Raw genomic sequence first — 24,355 nt, 5'->3', positions numbered from 1 at the left:
GCGCGGGCGACGGCCTCCGCGAAGGACCGCCGCCTCTCGGGCCTCAGTTGCCGGTAAACGCCGGGGCGTTGCACGTGCCCGGCAGGACCTCCTCGTGCTTGGCGCGGCGCACCAGGTTCTCGCGATAGTCCCGCTCGTTCACGAGCAGCGCCAGGGCGTCCGTCAGGACGCGGTTCCCCTTCGGGGTGTTCAGACCCTGCATGAACTGGGAGAACTCGCTCGAGTTCACTCGGTAGCGGCCCTGGGCCGTCAGCTGGCGCGCCAGCTCCGTCTGGCTGATGCCCAGCTCCTTGCACAGGCGCCGAATCTCCTCTCTGATCTCGCACATTCGATTTCCTCTCGATCTCGGCGCGCACTGCCCGCGAGGGCGGCGAGCGCTCTGTTGCTAGTAAAGGTTCCCGTTCGGGAGAATCAATTTCTGATAGTTCTGCTATCAATTTCTGATAGTTGGATGGCATGGAAATGGCCGGGGCGGCCGGGTACGATCCGGCAACCTCCCGCTTAGGAGGCGGGCGCTCTATCCGATTGGGCTACGCCCCGGCGTCTAGGGGGAATGGAGGAATCGAACCTCCGCACCGCGTCTCTGTTGGAGGGCCCCACGGCGGTCTGCCACTGGCCTAATTCCCCCGTGATGAATGTTGGAGTCGCTTTTCCGACCAGCGTGTCCATCGGTCATTCACTTTTTAAGGTGCGGAACTTTACGTATTTGTTATTGACATTTACGTAAGGTCACGGTAGTATCGATTCCCAACTTGATTTAAGGCAATAAACGTCCTGACCTCGTCATTGTCCGAGGTTTCGCTCGTTTCATGTCTTGATTAGGTTATCGAACTGTTCCGTATTTTTACGGAGTTGAACTGTAATGTCAATAGGTAATCTGTAACTTTTTTCGGAGGAACTGTGTTTTACGAGAACTTTGAGCGCATTTGTCGCCAGAACGCGACCAGTCCTAGCGCCATGGCTATCGCGCTAGGAAAGAATAAAAGCGCAGCTTCTGCATGGAAAAGCAACGGAACAATCCCAAAGGCCGACGAGCTCCAAAAACTCGCCGATCTTTTGCACTGTAGAGTTGCAGATTTTTTCGATGACCCTATAGACCAAGTCCTGTCCATTCACGGCAGCACGAGGCTTGCCGATGTCAAACCGACTGGCAAAAAGAACAAGAAGCAGCTGCTTTCGCAGCAACAATTGGTTAGCAAGACGACGGAGCCGAGTGACGCAGATGAGGCAATCGTCGTCAATGTGGATCACGCACTGCCGAAAAGCCACCCCCTCGGAGAGGAGCTGGACGACAACATCCGCGATTTCATCGCCATCTACAGCGCAGCCAACAACCGGCAGCGCAACATGCTCATGAGCGTCGTGTACGACTTCGAGGAGAAGGTGCTGAACAATGACGGCGACTAGGGCGGCGATCTACGCCCGATACAGCTCCGACAGCCAGCGCGAGGAGTCCATCGAGATACAGATCGAGCAGTGCGCCGACTGGTGCGCGGCCAAGGGCTGGGACGTCTGCGAGACCTACTGCGACTTCGCCATGAGCGGCACCAACGCCGACCGCCCCGCCTTCCAGCGCCTGCTCGCCGACGCCGAGTCCGGCGCGTTCGACGCCGTGGTGGTGCTCAAGACCGATCGCTTCGCCCGCAACGTGGAGGTGTCCCGGGCGGCCAAGCGGCGCCTCGGGGCCGCCGGAGTCCGCTTCGCCAGCGTCCGCGAGGGCGAGTCCACCGGCACCGCCGAGGGCTTCCTGAACGAGGCCATGGGAGAGGTCATCGCCGAGTACTACAGCCGCAACCTCTCCAAGCTGATCCGCGACGGCGTGAGGAAGAACGCCGAGCGCTACCTCGCCAGCGGCAGGCGCGTCTACGGCTACGACGTGGACGAGCGCGACCGCTTCGTCGTCAACGAGGCCGAGGCCGCCAACGTGCGCGACATGTTCGAGTGGTACGTGGGAGGGCTGTCCACCGGCGCCATAGCCGAGCGCCTCAACGACCGCAAGAGCCGCACGCGCATGGGCAACCCCTGGACGGTGGCGTCCGTGAACAAGGTCCTCATGAACCCGGCCTACAAGGGCGTCTACCGCTACGGCGGCGTCGTGGCCGAGGGGCAGATGCCCGTCATCGTGGAGCCGTGGCTCTGGGAGGACGCCGACGCCGAGCGCAAGAGCCGCAAGGGGCGCAGGAAGCGCGCCAGGAGCGCCGTGTACCCCCTCTCCGGCGTCCTGCGCTGCGCAGAGTGCGGCGCGCCCATGTGCGGCTCGAGCGGCACCTCCAAGTCCAAGGACAAGTACCGCTACTACATATGCAACGGCAAGGGGTCGTGCGGCGGCATGAGGCTGCCGGCCGACCGCGTGGAGGGCGCCGTGCTGTCCGAGATACGGGAGATCCTCGAGGACCCCGGCGCGGTGGACGCCATGGTGGAGGAGGTGCTCGCCTACGCCGCCTCGATCCCCTCCCGCAAGGACGAGCTGGAGGCCGAGCGCGAGGAGCTCAAGCGCGCCAACGAGTCGCTGACGGCGGCCCTGTCCTACAACCAGGGCGTCGCCACCATATCGGCGAAGATCGACGAGAACGAGAGGCGCATCCTGCACCTGGGCATGGAGCTGGCCCGCGAGGAGTACGACCGCCGGAAGCTGCTCGACGAGGAGGACGTGCGCGACTACATAGCCCGCATGGCCGACGCCGCGGAGTGCGACGACAAACAGTGCAAGATACTTGTCGAGACCTTTATTGACAAAATCTACATAGATAGAGAGAACATACATATCGTCTACGCCATCGGCGACGATGACGAGGTGTTCGGATGGGAAGAACTCGTCTCCCTGAAAAAGAACGAACACCCCCTAAACGCCAGTTCAGAAGGTGTTCGTACCATAAATCGATGGTGGAGATGAAGGGATTCGAACCCTCGGCCCCCACGTTGCGAACGTGATGCTCTCCCAGCTGAGCTACATCCCCACGAAGGTGCGCTTATCGCGCAAGGCAATAGTTTGCCCGTTTTCAGGACAAATGTCAACCGTAGATTTAGGAGACGATGCGCTCTTCGACGGTGACGTCGATAAGCTCCATGGACTCGTCCACGAACGGGGCGAACAGGGGCTCGCCGTTCTGGGACAGCTCCACCATGCCGGTGAGGACATCGACGTACTGATAGGACTGACGGGCCGTACGACCGCGCTTGCGATCGACCTCCATGATGAACAACTGCGGATGAACCTGAGTGAGAACACCCTCGCTCTCGACGATCTTCGAGCGGCCCATGTTGGCGCGCACCTTCAGTCGTTGACCGACGAAATCATTCAGGGTATCATGAATGCCATCGACGATCTTTGCCTGCTTGGCCAAATCCATTGACGAACTTCCTCACGTGTGCTGGCGGTACAAGTACAGCCCCATATCATACCACGATTGTCAAGCCTCGCAACTTTTTTCGGTTGCGGGAACGACGAAGGCCCCCAGCGGGGCCTTCACTTGAAGTGCGCTTCAACAGATTCCGCAGCGCTTATGAGTGCTTGTGGATGCCGCCGTCCACCATGTAGGACTGGCCGGTGAAATACCCACCCTCGTCGCTGACGAGCAGCACGATGAGCGGGGCGCAGTCCGCCTCGGTGGTGCCGATGCGGCCGAGCGGCGTCTTCGACTCCAGGTTCTTCAAAGCCTCGGGCTGCGTCTCGCGGAAGAAGTCGGTGGCGATGATGGGGAGGAACACGTTCACCGTGATGCCGTATTTGCCCCACTCGTTGGCCGCCGTGCGCGTGATGGCGCGGATGGCCTCCTTGGCCATGCCGTAGGCTCCGAAGCCCGCATTGCCGTCATAGCCGGCCGCCGAGGCGGTGTTGATGACGCGCCCGTGGCCGCTCTCCTTCAGATAGGGGAAGCACGCCTTCATGAACATCATGGAAGCGAGCGGGCCGCTCTCGAAGGCCTCCAGCGCATAGGCCTCGTCCACGTCGTTGATCTCGCGGTACTGCATGGCGCCCTGGGCGCAGTTGACGAGGATGTCGATGCCTCCGAAGCACTCGACGCACTGGGCCACCACGTTGTTGATCTGGTCGACGTCGGTCACGTCGCACGCCACCGGCAGCACCTCGCCGCCGAAGGCTTCCACTTCCGCCTTCAGCTCCTCGAGCTTCTCCACGCGGCGGGCGCAGGCGCAGATCTTCGCGCCGTTCTCGGCGAGCACCTTGGCAAGCCCGCGGCCCACGCCGGAGCTGGCGCCGGTCACAATGGCGACGCGTCCTTCGAGTTTCTTCATATTCGACTCCGTTCTGTTCGAATAAATGACCCTGGTCGATTCCCAGTATAAGGCAAATGAGTCCCTGCAGCAGCGAAGCGTCTTCAAGCTGTTCATCTTGTGCTTCGGAAGCGCAGAGCGAAACCCTTCGCTCGCCGCTGCGACCGCCCCCAGAATCTTATCTCTAAAGGCGGCACCTCCGATAACAGCTTGCCGACCAGCCCGGCGCTCTGGCGGCCGCAAGATGACCCGATGCCTACAATGGCCCTCAGCGAAACAACTGGACGGGAGGCACTCATGGCCACAATCGTGATGGCGGACTTCGACTTCGACGACTGCGACTTCGAGCGCGCGGCGGTGGAGGCCGCCGGCATTCGCTTCGCCAGCTTCAACGGCAAGGGTGCCCGCACCCCCGGCGATATCATCGAGCATCTGCACGGAGCCGACGGGGCCATCACCTCCTACGGGCGCTTCACCGCCGAGGTGTTCGAGGCGCTGCCGAACCTGAAGGTGATCAGCAAGACCGGCACCGGCGTGGACAACATCGACGTGGTCGCCGCCACCGAAGCCGGCTGCGCCGTGTGCAACGTGCCGGACTACGGCACCGAGGTGGTGAGCGATCACACCATCGCGCTGGCCCTCGCCTGCCTGCGGCGCATCAACGAGATCGACGCCGACATGCGCGCCGGCGTGTGGGACTTCCACCGCCACCGGCCCTTGGGCCAGGTGCGCGGCCGCACCTTCGGCGTAGTGGGTTACGGCAACATCGGCCGCGCGACGGCGCGCAAGGCCGCAGGCCTGGGCTTTTCCGTGGTAGTGTGGGACCGCAAGGGCGCACCCGGCACCGCCACCGCGGAGGGATTTCCCTATCTGGCCCTCGAGGACCTGCTGCGCGAAGCGGACGTGGTCAGCTTCCACACGGCGCTCGTGCCCGAGACGCGCCATCTGCTGAATGCCGAGAACATCGGGTTTATGAAGAACGACGCCGTCGTGGTGAACACCTCCCGCGGCGCGGTCATCGACAACGACGCCGTGGCCGCCGCGCTTTGCACGGGAAAGCTCTGGGGCGCGGGGCTGGACGTGTTCGAAACCGAGCCTGTCTCGCCTAACGCCCCCATCATGGGCGCGCCCCGCACCGTGCTCACCTCGCACGCGGCCTACTGGTCCGAGGAGTCGGCTGCCGAGCTGCGGCTCCGCTGCACGCAGAACGCCATCGACGTGGTGCTCGGACGCAATCCCGAGGCCTGCGTGAACCCCGAGGCGCTGCCCCGCGCGCTCGCGAAGTAGGGGCACTTTGCGAATCGGACTGCTGAGACCGACGCGCTTCTCGGCTCACAGCGACGGAAAACGTGCCTGGAATCTTGGAAAATGTGCTTTCTTGTTCGCTGCTATGACCTGGGATTTCTTGAGTTTTTGCAGGTCAAACTAGGTGTTTTTCAAAATCAAGAAAGCACATTTTCCAAATTCTCGTTCCAAAAAAGCACGATTTCCATGTTGGAGAAGCAAAAGGCCCGGCCGCGGGAGGGGCGGTCGGGCCGAAAGCGTTGGGCTTCGCAGCTGAGGAACCCGGAGGGTACGCAAGGGCCCCTTGCAGCTTAAGCGGCCAGGCGGCGGGCGATGGCTTTGATGAAGTCGCCGGTGGAGAGGGTCGTGGGATTCGGCAGGCTCGTGATGCGGGCCAAGTCGCCGGTCATCTCGCCGGCCTCGATGGTGTCGAGCGTGGCCTTCTCCAGGCGGTCGGCGAAGGCGACCAGCTCGGGCAGCTCGTCCAGCTCGCCGCGCTTGCGCAGGGCGCCCGACCAGGCGAAGATGGTGGCCACGGAGTTCGTGGACGTCTCTTTCCCCTCCAGGTGCTTGTAGTAGTGGCGCTGCACGGTGCCATGCGCCGCCTCGTACTCGTAGACGCCCGCCGGGCTCACGAGCACCGAGGTCATCATGGCCAGCGAGCCGAAGGCACTCGACACCATGTCGCTCATCACGTCGCCGTCGTAGTTCTTGCAGGCCCAGATGAAGCCGCCGTCGGCCTTCATGACGCGGGCCACGGCATCGTCGATGAGCGTGTAGAAGTACTCGATGCCGGCCTCCTCGAAGCGGGCGGCGTACTTATCGTCGTAGATCTCCTGGAAGACGTCCTTGAAGCGGTGATCGTACTTCTTAGAGATAGTGTCCTTGGTGGCGAACCACAAATCCTGCTTGGTGTCGAGGGCGTACTCGAAGCAGCTGGTGGCGAAGCTGGCGATGGAGGCGTCCAGGTTGTGCATGCCCTGGGCCACGCCGGGACCTTCGAACTGGAACACCAGGTCGCGGATCTCGGTGCCGTCGTCGCCGGTGTAGACGAGTTCCACCTTGCCGGGGCCGGGCACGCGGATCTCGGTGTTCTTGTATACGTCGCCGTAGGCGTGGCGGGCAATGGTGATGGGCTTGACCCAGTTGCGCACGCAGGGCTCGATGCCCTTCACGATGATGGGGGTGCGGAACACCGTGCCGTCCAGCATGGCGCGGATAGTGCCGTTGGGGCTCTTCCACATCTCCTTGAGGTCGTACTCGTCCATGCGCGCGGCGTTCGGCGTGATGGTGGCGCACTTCACGGCCACGCCCAAACGCTTGGTGGCCTCGGCGGATTCAATGGTGACCGCATCATCGGTGGCGTTGCGGTTCTCCAAGCCCAAATCGTAGTACTCGGTCTTGAGGTCCACAAACGGGCAGATCAGGTCGTCCTTGATCATCTGCCAGATGATGCGGGTCATCTCGTCGCCGTCCATCTCCACGAGCGGCGTCTTCATTTGAATCTTGGCCATGGTGCTCCTTTGCTTCGAACTTGCTGGCGCTAATGCTACCGCGAAATGTAAGCGATTCACTCCGCAATTCGCCTAGAAACAAGGTTGTAACGGGGAACAGGAACATCCGGGCGCGCGGACGCGAGGAAAGCCCGTGCTCAAACAATGGCTCGCTCGGCGGAATAGTCCACCGGACTGTTCCGTTCGCTGCGCAACCTGCGCGCGGGCTCCCCTCACGCCCGCGCACCCTACTCTTCCATAGCTGCTTCGACTTCTGATGCCATTGCCTCCAGGAAGGCTTTGCCGTACGTGGCGAGCTTCTTCTCGCCTACGCCGGGAAGCGCGAGCAGTTCGCTTTCGGTGGCTGGGCGGGCGGCGGCCATGGCGGCCAAAGTGGCGTCGTGGAAGATAACATAGGGCGGAACGGCAGCCTCCTGGGCCAGACGCAGACGCAGGGCGCGGAGGCGCTCGAAGAGCACTTGGCCTTCCGCAGAAAGCTCGGTGGCGCCGGCGCGCTTGGCCACCTTCAACGCCTTGGCAGCAGCGCCTTTGCGCACCTTGGGCGTCTGCTTCATCGTGAGCGAGAAATCCGGCTCGGCGGCCTCACGGTAGCGGGGACCGAAGCCGACGAGCGGGAACTTGCCCTCGGTGATGGCGAGGTAGCCGTCGGCGGCGAGCAGCTCCACCACCTCCATGAGCAAGGGGCGCCTTGCCTCGCAAGCGCCGTAAACGGGCAGGCCCGTAAGCCCCCATTGGCGCAGGCTCTCCGTATCGGCGCCGCGCAGCACGTCCACCACCGTGGTCTTGCCGAACCGGCCGCGCAACGCCTGCACGCAGCGCATGACCGCGCGGGCCTCGGCCGTCACATCCACCGCCTCGAACTCGCCGGCGCAATTCGAGCAGCAGCGCTTTGCTAACGAGCTTGCGGGAGCTTCCTCAGCCGCCCCTCCCTGCGACAGACGGCCTTCGCTTGCAACGTCTTCGCCGAGGTAGCGCAGCAGGTAGGCACGCAAGCAGCCGGTGGTGTAGCAATAGCCGACCATGGATTCCAGCATGCGGCGGCGGCTGGCACGCACCACTTCGGCCTCTTCGGGCGTGAGGCCCTCGTGAGCCGATTCCTGCTCGATGAAGAAGCGGCCCGTGGCGATATCGCCGTCGCACCACAGCAGCAGGCAGTCGGCCGGCTGCCCATCGCGTCCGGCACGTCCCGCCTCCTGGTAGTAGGCCTCCATCGAACCGGGCATGTTGAAGTGCGCCACATAGCTCACGTTCGATTTGTCGATGCCCATGCCGAAGGCATTGGTGGCCACCATAACCGGCGCCTCGTCGTTCACGAAGGCCCGCTGGTTGCGCTCGCGCTCGGCGGCAGGCAGCCCCGCATGGTAGCGCGTGGCCGCAATGCCCTGCTCGCGCAGATGGTCGCAAACCTCCTCCACCGTCGCCCGCTTGGCGCAATAGACGATGCCTGATTCGGCGCGCCGCTCATCAATGAAGGCATCCAGGCGCGCGAGCTTGCGCTTCGGCTCATGGCGCTCCACGGCAAAGCGCAGGTTCGGCCGGTCGAAGCCGGTCACAACCTCGACGGGATCACGCAGGCCGAGCAGGCGCGCGATATCGCGACGCACCGGGCTTGTGGCCGTAGCCGTGAGAGCCGCCACAACCGGGCGCGTCGGGAGCGAGGTTATGAAATCTCCGATGGCCAGATAGGAGGGACGGAAATCCTGCCCCCACTGGGACACGCAGTGGGCTTCGTCCACAGCCAGAAGCGAGAGCGCGACCCGCTCGGCGAACTCGGCGAAGCGCGGATCGGCCAAACGCTCGGGGGCAACGTACATAAGGTCGTAGGCGCCCGCCTCGGCACGCCGCAACACCTCGGCCTGCTGGCCCAATGTGAGCGTCGAGTTCAAATAGGCGCCGCGAATGCCCGCCTCCTGTACGGCACGAACCTGATCGGCCATAAGCGACACAAGCGGGCTGATGACCAGGGCAAGACCGTCGGCTGCCACAGCGGGCACCTGGTAGCACACCGACTTGCCCGCGCCCGTGGGCATAACGGCCAGCACGTCGCGGCCCTCGAGCACCGCGGACACCACGGCTTTCTGGCCCGGCCGAAACTCGTCGTAGCCGAACCGTTCGGCCAGCACCTGCTGCGCCCGTTTCATTGCCGCTAATTCCATGCTGCTCCTTGCCCTCAGCGCCATACCCGCAACGTCAGTATACCCCGCCCGCCAAAGGCCGTGGTCCCCGCAACTTCTCCCCCGCTTCTCAGCGCCGTCGCACCTTTTCCACCGCGCGCAGAATCAGTACTCGACCACGGCCAAATCGGCCGGGCCGCTCACGATGAAGCCGACATCGCGCACGAACTCGCCGGCGGCCACCTTGCCGTTGTGGGAGGCATTCGCAAGCGTCAGGTTCTTGCCTTTGGCCGACGCTTCGCAGTTCCATGCGTCTTCCAGGGTTATCTCGCCGTTGAAGGGCACGTCTATCGACCAGCTCTTCACGCCCGCACCGTAATTCGACCCGGCCATTTCATAACGGAAGAAGGTGCGACCGTCCTCTTCCCAGCGGTCGGCCACCTGGAACGTCCACTGCAGGGTGCCCTCGGCCGACACGAGCATCTCGGAGCCGGCGGCGTTCGGCTTCACCTCGGCCCGGGCCAGCGCCACATCCTCCCGCGAGAAGCCGGGGCTTTTCAGCGTATCGATGAGCCACAGGCCCTCGTCGGACAAATCATCCAGCGCAAATCCCGACGTTTTCGCGCAGCCCGGCTTGAACAGCGCCGACGTCTCGTCTTTGTTGGAGAGGTTCCAGCAGATATAGCTCACGTTCAGCTCGTTCATGAGACGGACCCACAAGTTCGCCGAGGCGTAGTCGATCTCGCCCGCGCCGTTGGCCTCGCAGATGCCGAACTCGGTCACGAACACCGGAAGCCCCCCGGCCACGGCCGTGGAGAGCGTCTTGCGCAGGTCGTCCCCGTGGGTGGCCGCATAGAAGTGCAGCGCGTACATAATGTTGGCGTCGGTCAGCGGGTCGGCCGCCGCGGCCGCCAGGTCCTGGGACCACGTGGGCGTGCCCACCACGATGACCGCATCGGGGTCGTTGGCGCGAATAAGGGGGATGACCGCGGACGCATAGGCCTTGATGTCGGCCCAGGTGGTGGTGCCGTTGGGCTCGTTGCAAATCTCGTAGATGACGTTGTCGGCGTCGCCCAGCGCTCCGGAAACCATGCGGAAGAACTCCTCGGCGGCCCATTGGTTCGTCGCCGGGTTGGCGTCGGAGAGCGTATGCCAATCGACTACCGCATACATATCGGCGGCCGCGGCGCACTTGACGCCCTGCACCACCAAATCGTTCAGCGCGGCCCGGTCGCTCGTCTCCGTGGCATAGCCGCCCTCTTCGGCGGAATAGGTGGCCAAGCGCACGACGTTAGCACCCCACACCTCGCGCAGCTCGGTGAAGAACTCCTGGTTCACGTACTGCGGGTACCAGGCCAGCCCGTGGGTGGAGACGCCGCGCAGCTGCACCGGCTCGCCTGCGGCATCCACCAGCTGGGTTCCCTCCACGTGCAACGCGCCGGCCGTGGAGGGCGTGGGCACAGGCGGCGCGGCCTCTTCAGTCGGAGCTTCGGCGTCATCGTCTTGCGCAGCTTCGGGCTCCGCCTCCAACGTGTCGATGGGGCGGGTCGTCGGCTCTTCCACTACCAGAGCGTTCGAATCCGGCGCCGGTGCGATATCGCCCACAGTCGTAGCGAGAGCCACCCCGATGCCGACGAGCGCCACCAGCGCCGCCACGGCAATCCCGATGCGCACGAACCGTCCCGAACCTGTCGCCTGCCCCATACTGCACTCACTTCCAGGGCCTTGCGGCCCGCACTATCGCTATCACTGAGTTCGCCATTGTACACCGCCGAACCCAGGAGGCAGATTAGGACGCCATCGTCTCCAAAAGGGCGTCACCGAGAGCGAGGAACTCTTGCTGGCTTAGGGTCTCGCCGCGGCGGCGGGGGTCGATGGCGGCGGCCTCGAAGAGCTCGGGCAGACGGGCGGCAAGGGCGGCGCCGTCGTATTCGCAGGCACGGCCTTCCGCCTGGGGCAGTGTGAGGCTTTTGCGCCCAGAGAAGTAGGTCTTGCAGGAGTTGGCGAGGGTCTTGCGGCGGTTGGTGAAAGCGGCGTCGGCCATGAGGCCCGCCGCGGCGATAACCTCAGCGGTTGCCTCTGCGCCGTCGGCCATAGCCGGCACGCGGCGGTTCAGGCGAATGACCGCCGAATCGACGCGCGGCGGCGGAAAGAAGTTGCCCGGACCCACGGCAAAGCGACCGGCGGGCTCGGCATACAGGCCGAGCTTCACCGTGTAGGCGCCGTAGCTCTTCGTGCCCACAGCCGCTGCCATGCGATCGGCCACCTCTTTCTGCACCATGATGGTGGCGGAATCGAGGAAGGGGAAGTTTTGGAAAAAGTCGAGGACGACGGTCGCGGCCACCGCGTACGGAAGATTGGCTACGAGCTTGTTGGGAGAACGCCACTGAGAGCTTCCCGGGGGCTCAGCCGCAGGGTACCTTGATTCGCTCAGACCGTCCTCGCTCGGCGACTCCCCGGGGTCGGGCTTCCGGGTAGCGCTCAGTCGCTCAGACAGTCCTCGCTCGGCGCGACAGCCCACTGGGCTGATCGCGTTCGCTGCGGAACTCGCTTGGTGAGCACCACCCGGAACCCCTCTACACTCCTCCATAGCCGCAGTGATGTCATCTGCGGTTACGTCGAGCGCGTCTTTTTCTATGAGGGCGAACTTCTCGCGCCAGGGATGCAGCGTGTCGGCCAAAACGGCGGGCAAATCGGGGTCGCGCTCGATGGCCACGACGCTTTGGGCGTGCTTGAGCAGGGCGATGGTGAGCGTGCCGATACCGGGACCGACTTCCAGAATGCGATCGTTTTCTTCCACCTCGGCCAAAGCGACAATCTTCTTCAGGACGTCATCGTTCACGAGGAAGTTCTGTCCGAGCGTGTACTTCGTGCCGATGCCGTGGGCCTCGAGCACGGCGCGGGTGGCGCTCGGCGTGGACAAGGGCGACAGGCGGCCGTCCTCGGCAAAGCTAACGGCGCCCGCCACGGCCGTTGCCCTTCTTCTTGGTGTTCTTCTTGCCGTAAGCCGGGCCGCCGCTCTTAGAGGGCTTGCGCGGGCCCTTTCCCCTGCCGCCGGCGTGGCGCCCGGACTCGGCGCCCTCCTTCGGACGAGCGGGCTTCTGGCTGACCGAGAGCTTGGCGCGGCCATCAGATCTGCAAGCGCGCTCGGCGACGACGAAGTCTTCAAAACCATCGTCAGCGCCATCGCCGAGCTCGTCTTCCGGCTCGCCGGCGAAGGCCCCGTCGGCAAAGGCCCCGTCTACAGGCGCATCGCCATCCGCAACCTCTATGCACTCGTAGTCGCCGCCGAAGCCGAGGGCGCCGAAGCCGCCCACGGGGGGCAGCGGGTACTCCTCGGCATCGGCGGTGATTTCGCCATCGGCGCGAATCTTCCCCACCCAGTCGAGCACGAGCTCCACGGAAAAGCCCGCCACGGACAACGCCGAGCGCACCGTGCCAATGAGCGGCTCGAAGCCATGGGGGTCGCCGCCCTCGCCCACCACATGGATGACCGCCGGGCGCTTCGGACGCGTGCGCAAGTCAGTGAAATAGTAGGGCTGCAGGCGATCGAGCAGCGCCTTCATCTGGGCCGGCACGCTGGCGAAATACACCGGGCACACCACGATGAGCTCGTCGGCCGCGTCAAGGTGCTTGCGCACCTCGTTCATGTCGTCGTCGATAATGCAATGGTGGAACAGCGCGTCGGTTTCCACCACGGCCTCTTGGGGCAGCAGCGGGTCGCCCTCTTGGAACACATGGATGGGCTCTTCCGACACTGCACGGCACTTATCGCAGCCGATGCAGGGACGCACCTCAGCGGAAGACACCGACACGATGGACACCCCGTCATCGGGGCACTCCTCGATACAGGCGTTGAACAGCTCGTCGGCCAGCGCGGCACTACGCCCGTCGGCTCGGCACGATCCGTGGAGAATCACTCGATGCATGGGCATCCTTTCCTTGTTTCGCTCCGATGCATTATATAGCCGACGGCAAGGGCATCTACAGCATCTTCGCGTTTAGGCCGCAAATGCAAATCCAGCGCCTTATCACGCGGCATTCGGGGAGGCGAAAGACTCCAGGACCGCTCGACGCGGCTCGGCGTTCTCCAAAATGCGCCTTGCCATGGTCTGCACTTCGGACATCTCGAAGAGCGCGGGGGCGATAGCCCCGAAGCGTTCGGCGATTCGCCGTGCCTCCCGTCTCAGGACCGTCAAGGAGACACCCATGTCTTGGGCCATACGAGCAAGATCGCCGGGCGTGATTTCGCTCAATTCCCGATGACTGCCAAGAGCAAAGGCCATCTTGGTCGAATAGCCCGTAAGGGGAATGCACGTCAGATCGTACAAGGGCGCCAACGTGCGGTGCCGCCAATCGGCGCTGTACAAGAACGCGTAGTTCTTAAGATGGTTGTCCGAGTTCCCGATGAGATAATGGAAGAGGAGCCGGCGGGCCAACTCGAGCCTGTCCTGCACTGGATTCTCGGACACAGCGCCAACGAGCTCGGCTATAACCCTCACGTAACTGACCTCTGGGTGAGCATCGGCATATTTCAAGTACAGGGGAAGCCCGCGCGCTTGGCAGAAATCCTCTTGATGCAAACGCACAAGACCGCCCTCGCCAATCGAAACACGATCGTAGCGTTTGACGGCAATGGCGCCGGGGATCTCGGGAACGAGAGCAACATCAGGCGTGACGAAGCCGCACTGGCGAGCGATTTCCATACACGCAAACTCGTTATAGGCAAGTTCCTCTCTGCCCTTTCGGGCAATCTTCACGATATGCGAGGACGGCGCAGTCCCAAGCGGCAGCCGCCAATCGCACAAGGCGGCATCCCGTGCATCGATTTCCGCGGGCAAGTACCATGCCACCTTCGATTGCGCTCCGGAGAGCGAAAGCCTCAGCTCGTCGGTCATCTCCGTCACTGCCCGCTCGGCATCCTCGCGCATCCGGTCGATCGTCGAGGATTCCAAGAGAGCGTAGGATGGTTTGAAGTCGGCCAGCTTCGCCCCCTCTGCCACAAAAGTGAGCGCGCCGATGCTTTCGCATCCCAGTTTCTCGAAGAACGCAAGGAAGTCGTTGCGCGGCACCTGGTAGCGCTCGGCCAAGTTGGCGAGCACGGTACCTTCGGGCAACAGACCATGAAAGAAGGGGGCGTACTCCCGAGGCTCGTAGGGCCCGAAATCAAGGGGCAGGCTCTCGGAGACGCCCCATTCGCCTCGCTCTTCTCCTCGCTGCACATAGCCCACATCGTAGAAGAAACACACCTCGTCTCTCGCTGGAGCGAACGCTCCCACCAGCTCCCATGACCCGTGAAAGTCGCGATAAACCTCCAGCCTCACTCCTCCCCCCTCCCCTTTGCATACAGATCGAGGCCGATGGACTGGCAAACATAGAGCACTTGCTTGATGTTGCCTCCTGCGACCCCACGCTCAAGCTCGCCGATGAACCGCGGGGAGCATCGGCAAGCATCGGCAAGCTGCGCCTGCGTAAGGCCGAGCTTTTTGCGGCGTTTGCGAATAGTCTGGCCCAAATCCTCGGCATCGCGAATCTTTCCCCGCGGATTGCGGGGCTTGCCTTGGCCGAACGTCATCTGCGCATCCGAATACATATTCTTCCCATTTCGTACTATTTTAGCGATGATGGGCATTATAGTACCGAATGGGAAGATTCTTCGATTTCTCTCGGAATCTTCCCATTCGGGATTCAAGAGCTGCAGATGGAACAAGCGCCGCCCTCTTCGCGGGCGGAAAGTAATCTACGCCCTCTCATTCTGCCACGGAGTAGCCGGGCAGTTCAGCAGACGCCGGGCGTTCTCGTAAAGCTGAGCGAGCAGCTCGGCGCGGGCCTCGGGCGTCTGCGCACCGCGGACCTCGCAGAGCTTCTCGGCGGTATAAATGGTGTGGGCCGGGCCGCAATCGGTGCCGCGCAGAGGCTCGGGGGTCATGTAGGGCGAATCTGTCTCGGTGAGCAGGCGATCTGCTGGGACGAGCGCCGCAGCCTCACGCACCTCGTCGGCGCGCTTGAACGTGACCGGCCCGCCAAAGGCAATGTAGCAGCCCGCCTCCACCCAGCGCGCAAGTTCTGCCGCGTCCAGGTTGAAGCAGTGCAAGAGCGTGCCCGCCGCAGGAAAGCCCTCTTCCGAGAGGATGGCAAACCCGTCGTCGTGGGCCTCGCGCATATGCAGGGCGACGGGCAGCCCCGCTTCCTTGGCCAGGCGAACTTGGGCGCGGAAGACGTCTTTTTGCACGTCGCGGGGCGAGAGGTCGTAGTGGTAGTCGAGCCCGATCTCCCCCACCGCGCTCACACGGCGGTCGCGCAGGTGCTCGCGCAGGTCGGCCGCGAGCGCCGGCGTCCAATCCTTGGCATTGTGCGGGTGCACGCCGGCGGCGATGCGCACCGCAGGCACAGCGGGATGGGCCACGACGCCGGCCTCGCCGTCGTCCTCGTCTTCCATAACCTTGAGAACGCGCGCCGCTTCCATGAGCCAGCCGGGAAGCGCCTCGAAGGTGGTGAAACCGTCGTCGGCCGGATCCACGATGGTCTCCACGAAGCTGACGCCGTGAGCACCGGCCCGGGCCAGCTCCAGCGCCGGGTCCTGCAGCATCTGCAGATGAGCATGGGTGTCGGCCACCGGACCCGGGAGCACCGGCGCGGGCACAACGCGCCACTTGCCCCCCTTGCGTTTCTGCCGGAACAGCGCGTCGTAGAACAGCGGGTCTTCTGCAACCATTACAGTTCGGGGAGGTTGTCGACGTCGAGACGCGGGAACAGGGGATCGCCGATTTCGATGGGGTTGCCGGCGGGCAGCTGGCCCCAGGCTGTGGCAGCTTCGATATCGGTGACCTCGGCGATGTCGCCCAGGCCCAAGCGGCCGAACACGTCCGCCGAGGTGTTGGGCATGAACGGCGCCATGTACAGGGCGATGATGCGGATGGCCTCCAAGCAGTTGTAGATGACCGCGGCCAGCTCGTCGGCTTTCTCCGGGTCTTTCGCCAAGGCCCACGGCGCGCTCTCCTCCACGTACAGGTTCACGCGGCCCGCGAGCTTCTGCACGGCCGCCGCGGCACCGGTGAAGTCCACCTCGGCCATGCAGGCATCGTATTCCGCGTACAGCGCGTCGGCGATCTCGCGCAAAGGATTGCTCTCGGCGCCGGCCGATGCCTCGGGCACGCGGCCCTCGAAGTACTTCGTGGTCATGTTCGTCACGCGGGAGACGAGGTTGCCCCAGGTATTGGCCAAATCGGCGTTGTACACCTGCACCATGCGCTCCATGGAGATGGAGCCGTCGTGGCCGAACTGCACGTCGCTCATGAAGTAGTAGCGGTAGGCATCCACGCCGAACACCTTCACCAGATCGGCGGGCATAAGTCCGTTGCCCTTCGACTTCGACATCTTCTCGCCCTTGGTGAGTAGAAAGCCGTGGCCGAAGACGGTGTGGGCCACGGGCATGCCGGCGGCCATGAGCATGGCCGGCCAGATGACGCAGTGGAAGCGCGTGATGTCCTTGCCCACGAAGTGGTACTGGATGGGCCAGCGGCGCTCGAACTCGTCGCCGCGCTCGGTCTGGTCGTAGCCCATGCCGGTGAAGTAGGCCAAAAGCGCATCGGCCCACACGTAGCAGACATGCCCCTCGTCGAAGGGCAGCGGAATGCCCCAGTCGAACGACGAGCGGGAGATGGACAGATCCTGCAGGCCGCCCTTCACGAAGGAGACGATCTCGTTCTTGCGGCTTTCCGGGCGGATGAAGTCGGGATGGGCCTCGTAGAACTCGAGCAGACGGTCTTGGAACTCGGAGAGCTTGAAGAACCAGTTCTCCTCGCCGGCGGCGCGGCGCACCGGGCGCTTGCAGTCGGGGCAGACGAACTCTCCCTCGTCGTTTTTCTCCAGGTCGCTCTCGGCGTAGTAGGTTTCCTCGTGCACGCAGTACCAGCCCTCGTAGGCGCCCTTGTACAGCCAGCCGGCATCGTAGAGGCCACACCAGAAATCCTGTACCGTGCGGGTCTGGCGCTCCTCGGTGGTGCGCACGAAGTCGGTGTAGTTGATATCGAGCAGCTCCCAGGCCTCCTTGAAGGCCGGAGCCAGAGAATCGCACCACTGCTGCGGGGTCATGCCGTTCTTCTCGGCCGTTTCGGCGATCTTCTGGCCGTGCTCGTCGGTGCCGGTCACGAAGGCCACGTCGTAGCCGTTCATGCGCTGGTAGCGGCAGATAGTGTCGGCGGCCACCGTGGTGTAGGCGGTGCCGAGATGCGGCGCGGCGTTGATATAGTAGATGGGCGTAGTGACGCTGAAAGTTCCCTTGGACATGCCTGCATGGCTCCTTTTCCGGGCGCGATGCGACCAATGACGCCGCCGCTCCCCTTCGCTGTTACGTGCAGGCTATCTTAACACTCGGGCCCTCGTCCGCGCCCGAGGATTCCGCCCAGAGTGGCGGCCAAATCCCTCACGCTGATGGGCTTGGAAAGATGGTCGTCGGCGCCGGCGCGCTTCGATTCCTGAACGTCTTCGGTAAAGGCGTTGGCCGAGAGCACCACCACCGGCAGCGTCCGCAAATCCTCGCGCTCGCTTTGGCGGATGCGGCGGGTGGCCTCAAGACCGTTCATAACGGGCATCTGGATATCCATGAGCACCACATCGAAGCGCCCCGGCTCGCTGGCCTCAAGCGCCTCGAGGGCCTCCTGGCCGTTGGCCGCCGTCGCCGCCGAGGCGCCGAGAGACTCCAAAAGCGCCACGGCAATCTCGCTGTTCAGCTCGTTGTCCTCCACGAGCAGCACGGATGCGCCGGCAAGGTCGGGCACCGCGGAGGCGGAAGCGGGCGCTCGGCCGCCGTCGGAGGCGGGCGTCTCGCCGGCCCTCCCGGCCTGGGCGTGGCGCAGGCTCACGCGCACCGTGAAGGTGGTGCCCTTGCCCGGCTCGCTTTCCACATCGATGGTGCCGCCCATGAGCGAGACCACCGACAGGGCAATGGAAAGCCCGAGGCCCGTGCCCTCCACCGGCTCGGTGCGCGAATCGTGCTCGCGGGCGAAGGGCTCGAAAACGTGCTCGATGAACTCCGGGGCCATGCCGCAGCCGGTGTCGGAGAACACGAACTCGTAGTCGCTTGCCCCTTCGACCCGGGACGGGTGCTCTAGGATGCGCAGGGACACCGTGCCGCCGGCGGGCGTGAACTTCACCGCATTGCCGAGCATGTTCATAAACACCTGCTGCAGCCGCAGCTCGTCGCCCTCCACCAACGGATGGGCGAGCTGGTCGGCATCGACGACGAAGTGGATATCGCGCTCTTCGCAGCGCTGGGAGAAGATGGTCTCCATCTCAAGGGCCTGGGCCCGCAGATCCACCTCGCCCACGGTCAGCTCCAGCCGGCCGTTCTCAATCATGGACAAATCGAGCACCTCGTTGATGAGAGCAAGCAAATGGTTGCTCGACAGCGTGATCTTCGCCAGGCAGGCATCCACCTTATCCCAGCTCCCCTCGCTCATGCGCGCCAGCTCGGTCATGCCGATGATGGCGTTCATGGGCGTGCGAATGTCATGGGACATGCGCGAGAGGAAATCGCTCTTGGCATGATTGGCCGCCACGGCCGCCCGGTAGGAATCCTCCATGGCGTTTTGCAGCAGCTTCTCGCGCTGCTTGAGCACGCTCACGTCCTGCGTGGTGTACACGAGGCGCACCGGATGCCCCGCCGTGTCGCGCTGCACGCAGATGAAGTTGATGTCTTCCCAGGTGGGAACTCCCACGCGATTCATTTGATACTCGAAGCGAACGTTATCGGTGCCGGGAGGCAGAAGCTCGATGATGCGATGCTTGTCGAAGAGCTTCGCCACCTCCTCTTTGGCCTCGTCGCCGAGCACCCTGCGCTGCAGACGCTCGACGAACTGGCTGTAGGTGCCCGAAGCGTCGTCGGGGCCATCGCCGGGCGCCGGCGCGCTCATGAGCAGGTAGCGCTCTTCATCCAGATCGATGAGCACGAGCCGCTCGGTGAGCTTGGCCACACCGCGCTGCACGTCCTCGCGGTCGCGCATCGACCGGGTAAGCGAGCGATGGCGCCGATTGTTGTAGGCGATGATGCCGGCGATAACGAGAATGAACACCACGACGATGATGAACAGGGTGTTCCAGCCGCCCTCGTTGGCCTCGCTGATCATCTGCTCGGTGGCGGCAGCCGGGAAGGTCTCGAGCACCATCCAGCCGAGCCCGGACACTTCCCGCAGACAGGCCGAACCGGGGCCTTGATCGGTCTGATAGGTGAACGTGATGCCCTCGTGATGGACGAAAGCGCGTTCCAGCCTGCGAGCGCCGGAGGAATCGGAGGAATCGACGGCTGCCTCTTCCAGAAGGTTGCGCCCCACCCAGGCCGCATCGGTTGAGGCCACCACATCCCCCGTAGGCAGGCAGAGCATGACCTGGGACTCGTAGCCGAAGAAGCTGTTCGTCAGAAGCTCGGCCAGGCGATTCTCGCTGTAGTGAGCCAGAAGAAGCCCCACGACAGGCCCATTGGCGCCATCGCGCACGGGGGCAAAGAAGTACACGAGATTCTCGTGGGTGACGCGCGTATTGAACACAGCCTCGACGCCCGATTGCCCGGCCATGGCCCGCTTGAAGTACGGACGGTCCGCCACATTCACCGAGTCGTGCTCCACCGAGTGCTGAACGCCCTCGGCGTCGACGAAGTCGATGGTGTCGAAGGGCGACACCTCCTCCACACTGCGCAGCCACGTCTCGCTTGTGACGATATCGGTCACATCCTCGGATTCCGAGGCGAGCGAGGCGATGGCCTCGATATCCTTCTGGGTGTTTTCCATAAAGGCGGACACGAGCACGGACGTTTGGGCCGTTGCATCGGAGACGTACTGGTTGGCCTGGGCGACGATGCGGTTGCTCGTCTGCTGCATGAAGACGGACAACGTGACGACGACCGTCACGAACACAAGGGCAAAGGCCGCCACCGACAGCCAATACTTCCTTCCCTCGTCTCCCACGCTCTGCCCTCTCTCCTACAAGCACCGGTAACTGTTCATGATAGGTCAAAGGGCCCCGGGCAAAGATTACAACTTGGAAGCGAAGGCGATAGAGGCCAGCGTCTGCCCCTCAAGATAGCCTCGCATGGCGTCCTGCAGGCCGCCCCAGACGCGGCGACTGGCACAGCCCTCGGCCCGCTCGCAGGAAGCGAGGCCGGACATGCAGTCGAGCAAGGCGAGCCCGTCTTCGGAAGCCGCCACGATATCGGCCAGGGAGATGGCCTCGGCATCGCGGGAGAGACGGTAGCCGCCCTGGTTTCCGCGGGTCACAGTGAGCAGTCCGGCGTCGGTCAGGGGCGCCACCACCTGCTCGAGGTATTTCTTGGAGATGCCCTGGCGCTCGGCGATGTCCTTAAGGGTCACGCGCCCCTCCCCCTGATGCTGGGCTAGGTCAATCATGAAGCGCAGGCCGTAACGGGTCTTTGTCGAAATCTTCACTGAAGCTCGCCTTTCTGGGGAGAGAGCGCGAAATGTTACGACAATCTTATAAGGTTCTTGACAATTTTTGCAAGCACCCTATATTAAACTCTAGTAAATTGCTAGACTTAGGTGGAACCGCAGCGCATCTATTTCGAAGGCACCACCGAACGACTAGTTTCAAGCAACGAGGAAGCAGGCCCCCCTTATGAAGCACATCTATCTCGACCATGCGTCTACCACCCCGGTTCGCCCCGACGTGGTAGAGGTCATGACCCCCTACTTTACCGAGCATTTCGGCAACCCTTCTTCCATCTACCCGCTGGGCCAGGAGGCCTCCGACGCTGTCGCCGCCGCGCGCGGGACGCTGGCCGGAATCATCGGCGCCACCCCGCGCGAGGTTTTCTTCACCAGCGGCGGCACCGAATCCGACAACTGGGCCCTTAAGGGCTTCGCCCGCGCCAACGCCGCCAAGGGCCGCCATATCATCACGAGCGCCATCGAGCACCACGCGGTGCTGCACACCTGCGAAGCGCTCGAGCGCGAGGGCTTCGAAGTGACCTACCTGCCCGTGGATGAGCACGGCCTGGTGAGCGTCGATGAGCTCAAGGCCGCCATTCGCCCCGACACCATCCTCGCGTCCATCATGTTCGCCAACAACGAGATCGGCACCATCGAGCCCATCCGCGCGTTGGCCGCAGCGGCCCACGAGAAAAACGTGACCTTCCACACCGATGCGGTGCAGGCTTTTGGCCACGAGCCCATCGACGTGAAGGAGCTGGGCATCGATATGCTGTCCGCCTCCTCTCACAAGATTTACGGCCCCAAAGGCGTGGGCCTGCTTTACGTGCGCAAGGGCGTGAAGCTGCAGAACCTGCTCGATGGCGGCCAGCAGGAGCGCGGCCGACGCGGCTCGACCGAGAACGTGCCGGGCATCGTCGGCTTTGCGAAAGCCGCCGAGCTGGCAGCTGCCGAGCTCAACGCCGAACATGACCGCCAGCTGGCCCTGCGCGATCATGCCATCCGGCGCATCCTCGACGAGATTCCCTCCTGCAAGCTCAACGGCAGCTGGGAGAGTCGCCTGGCCAACAACGTGAACTTCTCCTTCGAGTTCATCGAGGGCGAGGGCGTGCTGCTGCAGTTGGCCGCTCACGGCATCTGCGTCTCATCGGGAAGCGCCTGCACCTCCGGCTCGCTGGACCCGAGCCATGTGCTTTTGGCCATCGGCCTTCCCCATGAAATCGCCCACGGCTCGCTGCGCATGACCATCGGCCGCGACACGACGCTCGAAGATGTCGACTTCGCCGTAGATGCGCTGAAGACGACCCTGCAGAACCTGCGCATGATGAGCCCGCTGTACGAGGACTTCCAGCAGGGCAAGGTAGATTCGGTCATCGAGCGCTTCAAGGCCGACGGCTTCCCCTACGCGAATTAGACGCCCCGAATACCCCTTGGGCAAAGGCGCTGAAACTCCCCTCCAACCACCCTCCTAGAAAGAGAGGCACCCTCATGGCCATGAATTACTCTGAGAAAGTGATGGACCACTTCACCAACCCCCGCAACGTCGGCGAGATCGAAGACGCCAGCGGCTGCGGCACCGTGGGCAACGCGGTGTGCGGCGACATCATGCGCGTGTACCTCGACATCGACGAGAACAACGTCATCCAGGACGCGAAGTTCAAGACCTTCGGCTGCGGCGCCGCCATCGCCACAAGCTCCATGGCAACGGTGCTCGTCAAGGGCAAGACCGTGCAGGAGGCGCTGGAAGTGACCAACAAGGCGGTTATGGAGGCCCTGGATGGCCTGCCGCCGGTGAAGGTTCACTGCTCGCTTCTGGCCGAGGAGGCTATCCATGCGGCGCTGTGGGACTACGCCGAGAAGAACGGCCTGGTCATCGAGGGTCTGGAAAAGCCGGTGAGCGATATCTCCGAGCACGAGCACGACCACGGCCACGACATCGACGACGAGGAGGACGACGCGTAGCATTTCGATGCTCCGGCAAACTATCAAGTCGGCTCGGAAGCCCTTGGGCTTCCGAGCCTTTTCTTTCCTGTTCGAGACCGACCGCAGATTCGGCGCCTCTAGGCCGCGACGGCGATGATGTTTCTGCCGTTTCCTGCACAGGTTTGCAGCACCACCGACTCGCCGTAACCGGTCACGCGCGACGCGATGGTCTTCCAGGTGGCGGTCTCTTCCACCTGGAAGATATCTCTCACGGCGTACGCGCGTTGCGCTCCTCGCCGATCGCACACGGTAACGACATCGCCCAGAGAAAGAGAGCGCACCGGTGCAAACGAGCCGGGATTGTGCCCGACGAAATACCCCCAGCTGCCGTCGTCCACCGCATCCGACCCCAACCAGAGGCCGCCACCGGAACTCGGCGTCGTGCCCCCGCGCACATCGACATAGGGAATCGTCGCCCCCCTGATGAGAAGCGTACCCGCCGAAAGCTCGTTTTCGGCGGTGTCGTCCTTGGCGCTCCCCGTCGCTTCCTCATGACTCTCGGGCCCTCGCGGAGCGTTCGAGGAAGGCTCTGACGGCTTGGCTCCGGCCTGCCCGCCTTCGCCGCCCTTCGTTTCCGACAGCGCAGATTCTTCCTTCTCGCCGTCGGAGCCGCTCGCTCTTGCAGCCGAAGACTCATCGCGCTCGTCTGATGACGCGGGGGACGTCCCTTCATCCATCGAGCCCTCAAGTCGCTCGTTTTCGCCCTCTCGTGCAGGAGGCGCTTTTTCCATGCCCTCCCCTGCTCCACTTTGGCGGGCATCACTTGACTTAGTCGCTTTTTCCCTCGCCTGAAGATACTCCTGCATCACTCGCCAGACTTCAGCACTGCGAGAGCGTGCTCCTTGCTCAGCAACATCGCCCGCAGCAGTCCCGACCCATGACGCCATAGCACCGCGACGCAGACCGACCTTTTCTTGCGAAGCTTCGTCCTCGTTTCCCCAAGCTATCGCACCGGCCCCTACGCTCGCACTCAGCGCGAAAGCCAGCACTCCCGCCGCAACTGCCTCGCGCTTTCCGAACCGACTTTTCTCTCCCATGCTCTCACCAGGCCTTTCGCTCGCACTATCGAATATTTGTTCGCATTGTAGTGTAATACAGCCCCAATGAAAAGCATTTTTAGCACAATAGTTCGATTAATTGCAGAGGCATTCCGTTCGCCATCGACCCTGGCGCTTGTCGCGCCTTTTGCCCATCTGGCTTCGCTCGTTTACCGAAGCTTGGCGCGGCGGGCTTTCCAATCGGGCATGAAGGCGTCCATGAGGGCGTGAAAGCGTGGGCCGTGGCCGCGTTCCAGCAGGTGGCACAGTTCGTGGACGACCACGTATTCCAGGCACTCCGGCGGATAGAGCGCCAGGCGCACGTTGATGCAAATGCGGCCCGTGGCCGGCTGGCAGCTGCCCCAGCGGCTCGTCATGTTGCGATAGGCGATCTTGCCGGCCTTCACGCCCATAATGGGCTCCCACGCGGCGATGAGCGGCGGCACGCAGGCCTGCACCACGGCGCGCCACTGGGCCACCTCTTCGGGCGTTGCGGCGGCCGCCTCCCCACGGGGCGAGGCGGCGATAGCCTGCTGCTGGCGCTCGATCCAATCACGCTTTTCCCCCACGAATTTCCTGACGGTGGCGAGCGGCAAGCGCAACGGTGCCGACACCTCGATACGGCCATCGGGAGGCTTCACACGCAGGTGCATGTTCTTGATAGCCTTGCGCGTGAGCCAGACTTCCAGCCCATCGATGAAGACGAGCTCAGGAGGCTGGTTCTTGTGCTTTCTCGTTGCTGCCATGGGATT

21 protein-coding genes and 3 tRNA genes are annotated in these 24,355 nt (G+C 63.5%); 5 read left to right on the top strand and 19 right to left on the bottom strand.

The genetic code is table 11. The features are described from left to right. Window positions 1-43: 43 nt before the first annotated feature. The 3 genes from VJ923_RS07090 to VJ923_RS07080 all read right to left on the bottom strand — a co-directional run bounded on the left by VJ923_RS07090 (window position 44) and on the right by VJ923_RS07080 (window position 627). Window positions 44-328, bottom strand: coding sequence for a hypothetical protein (locus VJ923_RS07090; RefSeq protein WP_326439983.1), 285 nt, complete (start codon window positions 326-328; stop codon window positions 44-46). 135 nt (window positions 329-463) lie between these two features. Continuing rightward, a tRNA-Arg gene (locus VJ923_RS07085) sits at window positions 464-540 on the bottom strand. Between the two features lie 7 nt (window positions 541-547). Beyond that, a tRNA-OTHER gene (locus VJ923_RS07080) sits at window positions 548-627 on the bottom strand. Between the two features lie 273 nt (window positions 628-900). Between VJ923_RS07080 and VJ923_RS07075 the strand changes: the two genes are divergently transcribed. Together VJ923_RS07075 and VJ923_RS07070 are read left to right on the top strand one after the other, a co-directional pair. Beyond that, complete coding sequence (locus VJ923_RS07075; protein ID WP_326439981.1) at window positions 901-1,407, top strand: helix-turn-helix domain-containing protein; 507 nt, start codon at window positions 901-903, stop codon at window positions 1,405-1,407. Beyond that, window positions 1,394-2,893, top strand: coding sequence for a recombinase family protein (locus tag VJ923_RS07070; RefSeq protein WP_326439979.1), 1,500 nt, complete (start codon window positions 1,394-1,396; stop codon window positions 2,891-2,893). Before VJ923_RS07075 ends, VJ923_RS07070 begins: the two co-directional genes overlap by 14 nt. Here the strand turns inward: VJ923_RS07070 and VJ923_RS07065 are convergent. The 3 genes from VJ923_RS07065 to VJ923_RS07055 all read right to left on the bottom strand — a co-directional run bounded on the left by VJ923_RS07065 (window position 2,882) and on the right by VJ923_RS07055 (window position 4,254). Further along, window positions 2,882-2,957, bottom strand: a tRNA-Ala gene (locus VJ923_RS07065). The genes VJ923_RS07070 and VJ923_RS07065 overlap by 12 nt on opposite strands. A gap of 66 nt (window positions 2,958-3,023) precedes the next feature. Then, on the bottom strand, window positions 3,024-3,350 hold the full coding sequence (locus VJ923_RS07060) for a Veg family protein (protein WP_326439977.1): 327 nt from the start codon (window positions 3,348-3,350) through the stop codon (window positions 3,024-3,026). A 151-nt stretch (window positions 3,351-3,501) separates the two neighbouring features. Then, window positions 3,502-4,254: an SDR family NAD(P)-dependent oxidoreductase gene (locus VJ923_RS07055; RefSeq protein ID WP_326439975.1), complete on the bottom strand. Its 753-nt coding sequence runs from the start codon at window positions 4,252-4,254 to the stop codon at window positions 3,502-3,504. Window positions 4,255-4,530: 276 nt separating this feature from the next. On the opposite strand from VJ923_RS07055, the gene VJ923_RS07050 reads away from it, so the two are divergent. Beyond that, entirely contained in the window at window positions 4,531-5,520 is a 990-nt protein-coding gene (locus VJ923_RS07050; RefSeq protein ID WP_326439974.1) for a C-terminal binding protein, read from the top strand. A gap of 308 nt (window positions 5,521-5,828) precedes the next feature. On the opposite strand, the gene VJ923_RS07045 is transcribed toward VJ923_RS07050, so the two are convergent. From VJ923_RS07045 to VJ923_RS06995, 11 genes are all read right to left on the bottom strand, one after another. Further along, window positions 5,829-7,031 (bottom strand): NADP-dependent isocitrate dehydrogenase, encoded by a 1,203-nt coding sequence (locus VJ923_RS07045; RefSeq protein ID WP_326439972.1) that lies wholly within the window; start codon window positions 7,029-7,031, stop codon window positions 5,829-5,831. Window positions 7,032-7,258: 227 nt separating this feature from the next. After that, window positions 7,259-9,187 carry a DNA helicase RecQ gene (gene recQ, locus VJ923_RS07040; protein ID WP_326439970.1) on the bottom strand — a complete coding sequence of 643 codons (1,929 nt, stop codon included), beginning with the start codon at window positions 9,185-9,187 and terminating at the stop codon, window positions 7,259-7,261. Window positions 9,188-9,310: 123 nt separating this feature from the next. Beyond that, window positions 9,311-10,849 (bottom strand): cellulase family glycosylhydrolase, encoded by a 1,539-nt coding sequence (locus VJ923_RS07035; protein WP_326439968.1) that lies wholly within the window; start codon window positions 10,847-10,849, stop codon window positions 9,311-9,313. 85 nt (window positions 10,850-10,934) lie between these two features. Continuing rightward, window positions 10,935-12,113, bottom strand: a complete 1,179-nt coding sequence (locus tag VJ923_RS07030) for a ribosomal RNA small subunit methyltransferase A (RefSeq protein ID WP_326439966.1) — start codon at window positions 12,111-12,113, stop codon at window positions 10,935-10,937. Next, window positions 12,097-13,074 (bottom strand): flavodoxin family protein, encoded by a 978-nt coding sequence (locus VJ923_RS07025; RefSeq protein WP_326439964.1) that lies wholly within the window; start codon window positions 13,072-13,074, stop codon window positions 12,097-12,099. Before VJ923_RS07025 ends, VJ923_RS07030 begins: the two co-directional genes overlap by 17 nt. 102 nt (window positions 13,075-13,176) lie before the next feature. Continuing rightward, a complete protein-coding gene (locus VJ923_RS07020) occupies window positions 13,177-14,424 on the bottom strand; it encodes a HipA domain-containing protein (protein WP_326440057.1) in 1,248 nt (415 codons plus the stop codon). 41 nt (window positions 14,425-14,465) lie between these two features. Next, window positions 14,466-14,855 carry a helix-turn-helix domain-containing protein gene (locus VJ923_RS07015; protein WP_326439962.1) on the bottom strand — a complete coding sequence of 130 codons (390 nt, stop codon included), beginning with the start codon at window positions 14,853-14,855 and terminating at the stop codon, window positions 14,466-14,468. A gap of 30 nt (window positions 14,856-14,885) precedes the next feature. Continuing rightward, entirely contained in the window at window positions 14,886-15,860 is a 975-nt protein-coding gene (locus VJ923_RS07010) for a TatD family hydrolase (RefSeq protein ID WP_326439960.1), read from the bottom strand. Next, the gene (gene metG, locus VJ923_RS07005) at window positions 15,860-17,434 is read right to left on the bottom strand and encodes a methionine--tRNA ligase (RefSeq protein WP_326439958.1); all 1,575 of its coding nucleotides are present in this window, start codon (window positions 17,432-17,434) and stop codon (window positions 15,860-15,862) included. The genes VJ923_RS07010 and metG overlap by 1 nt, the downstream gene beginning before the upstream one ends. 77 nt (window positions 17,435-17,511) lie before the next feature. Further along, window positions 17,512-20,106: a hybrid sensor histidine kinase/response regulator gene (locus VJ923_RS07000; protein WP_326439956.1), complete on the bottom strand. Its 2,595-nt coding sequence runs from the start codon at window positions 20,104-20,106 to the stop codon at window positions 17,512-17,514. 66 nt (window positions 20,107-20,172) lie between these two features. Then, on the bottom strand, window positions 20,173-20,583 hold the full coding sequence (locus VJ923_RS06995; RefSeq protein WP_326439954.1) for an RrF2 family transcriptional regulator: 411 nt from the start codon (window positions 20,581-20,583) through the stop codon (window positions 20,173-20,175). 187 nt (window positions 20,584-20,770) lie between these two features. On the opposite strand from VJ923_RS06995, the gene nifS reads away from it, so the two are divergent. Both nifS and nifU read left to right on the top strand, forming a co-directional pair. Next, a complete protein-coding gene (gene nifS, locus VJ923_RS06990) occupies window positions 20,771-21,997 on the top strand; it encodes a cysteine desulfurase NifS (RefSeq protein ID WP_326439952.1) in 1,227 nt (408 codons plus the stop codon). 74 nt (window positions 21,998-22,071) lie between these two features. After that, window positions 22,072-22,545: a Fe-S cluster assembly scaffold protein NifU gene (gene nifU / locus VJ923_RS06985; protein WP_326439950.1), complete on the top strand. Its 474-nt coding sequence runs from the start codon at window positions 22,072-22,074 to the stop codon at window positions 22,543-22,545. A gap of 98 nt (window positions 22,546-22,643) precedes the next feature. Here the strand turns inward: nifU and VJ923_RS06980 are convergent, their stop codons facing one another. Next, window positions 22,644-23,297 carry a sortase domain-containing protein gene (locus tag VJ923_RS06980; RefSeq protein WP_326439948.1) on the bottom strand — a complete coding sequence of 218 codons (654 nt, stop codon included), beginning with the start codon at window positions 23,295-23,297 and terminating at the stop codon, window positions 22,644-22,646. Between the two features lie 476 nt (window positions 23,298-23,773). Continuing rightward, a complete protein-coding gene (locus VJ923_RS06975) occupies window positions 23,774-24,349 on the bottom strand; it encodes a M48 family metallopeptidase (RefSeq protein WP_326439946.1) in 576 nt (191 codons plus the stop codon). Window positions 24,350-24,355: the final 6 nt, after the last annotated feature.

Source organism: Adlercreutzia shanghongiae, assembly GCF_035830635.1.
GTDB classification, from domain to species: Bacteria; Actinomycetota; Coriobacteriia; order Coriobacteriales; family Eggerthellaceae; genus Adlercreutzia; species Adlercreutzia shanghongiae.
This window is presented reverse-complemented; position numbering and strand designations above follow the sequence as displayed.

Excerpts from the sequence above, each read along its gene's own strand:
- VJ923_RS07090 (WP_326439983.1), bottom strand. The coding sequence starts at position 328 with ATGTGCGAGATCAGAGAGGAGATTCGGCGCCTGTGCAAGGAGCTGGGC.
- VJ923_RS07070 (WP_326439979.1), top strand. The coding sequence starts at position 1,394 with ATGACGGCGACTAGGGCGGCGATCTACGCCCGATACAGCTCCGACAGC.
- VJ923_RS07060 (WP_326439977.1), bottom strand. The coding sequence starts at position 3,350 with ATGGATTTGGCCAAGCAGGCAAAGATCGTCGATGGCATTCATGATACC.
- VJ923_RS07055 (WP_326439975.1), bottom strand. The coding sequence starts at position 4,254 with ATGAAGAAACTCGAAGGACGCGTCGCCATTGTGACCGGCGCCAGCTCC.
- VJ923_RS07050 (WP_326439974.1), top strand. The coding sequence starts at position 4,531 with ATGGCCACAATCGTGATGGCGGACTTCGACTTCGACGACTGCGACTTC.
- VJ923_RS07045 (WP_326439972.1), bottom strand. The coding sequence starts at position 7,031 with ATGGCCAAGATTCAAATGAAGACGCCGCTCGTGGAGATGGACGGCGAC.
- recQ (WP_326439970.1), bottom strand. The coding sequence starts at position 9,187 with ATGGAATTAGCGGCAATGAAACGGGCGCAGCAGGTGCTGGCCGAACGG.
- VJ923_RS07035 (WP_326439968.1), bottom strand. The coding sequence starts at position 10,849 with ATGGGGCAGGCGACAGGTTCGGGACGGTTCGTGCGCATCGGGATTGCC.
- VJ923_RS07025 (WP_326439964.1), bottom strand. The coding sequence starts at position 13,074 with ATGCATCGAGTGATTCTCCACGGATCGTGCCGAGCCGACGGGCGTAGT.
- VJ923_RS07010 (WP_326439960.1), bottom strand. The coding sequence starts at position 15,860 with ATGGTTGCAGAAGACCCGCTGTTCTACGACGCGCTGTTCCGGCAGAAA.
- metG (WP_326439958.1), bottom strand. The coding sequence starts at position 17,434 with ATGTCCAAGGGAACTTTCAGCGTCACTACGCCCATCTACTATATCAAC.
- nifS (WP_326439952.1), top strand. The coding sequence starts at position 20,771 with ATGAAGCACATCTATCTCGACCATGCGTCTACCACCCCGGTTCGCCCC.
- nifU (WP_326439950.1), top strand. The coding sequence starts at position 22,072 with ATGGCCATGAATTACTCTGAGAAAGTGATGGACCACTTCACCAACCCC.
- VJ923_RS06980 (WP_326439948.1), bottom strand. The coding sequence starts at position 23,297 with ATGGAAAAAGCGCCTCCTGCACGAGAGGGCGAAAACGAGCGACTTGAG.
- VJ923_RS06975 (WP_326439946.1), bottom strand. The coding sequence starts at position 24,349 with ATGGCAGCAACGAGAAAGCACAAGAACCAGCCTCCTGAGCTCGTCTTC.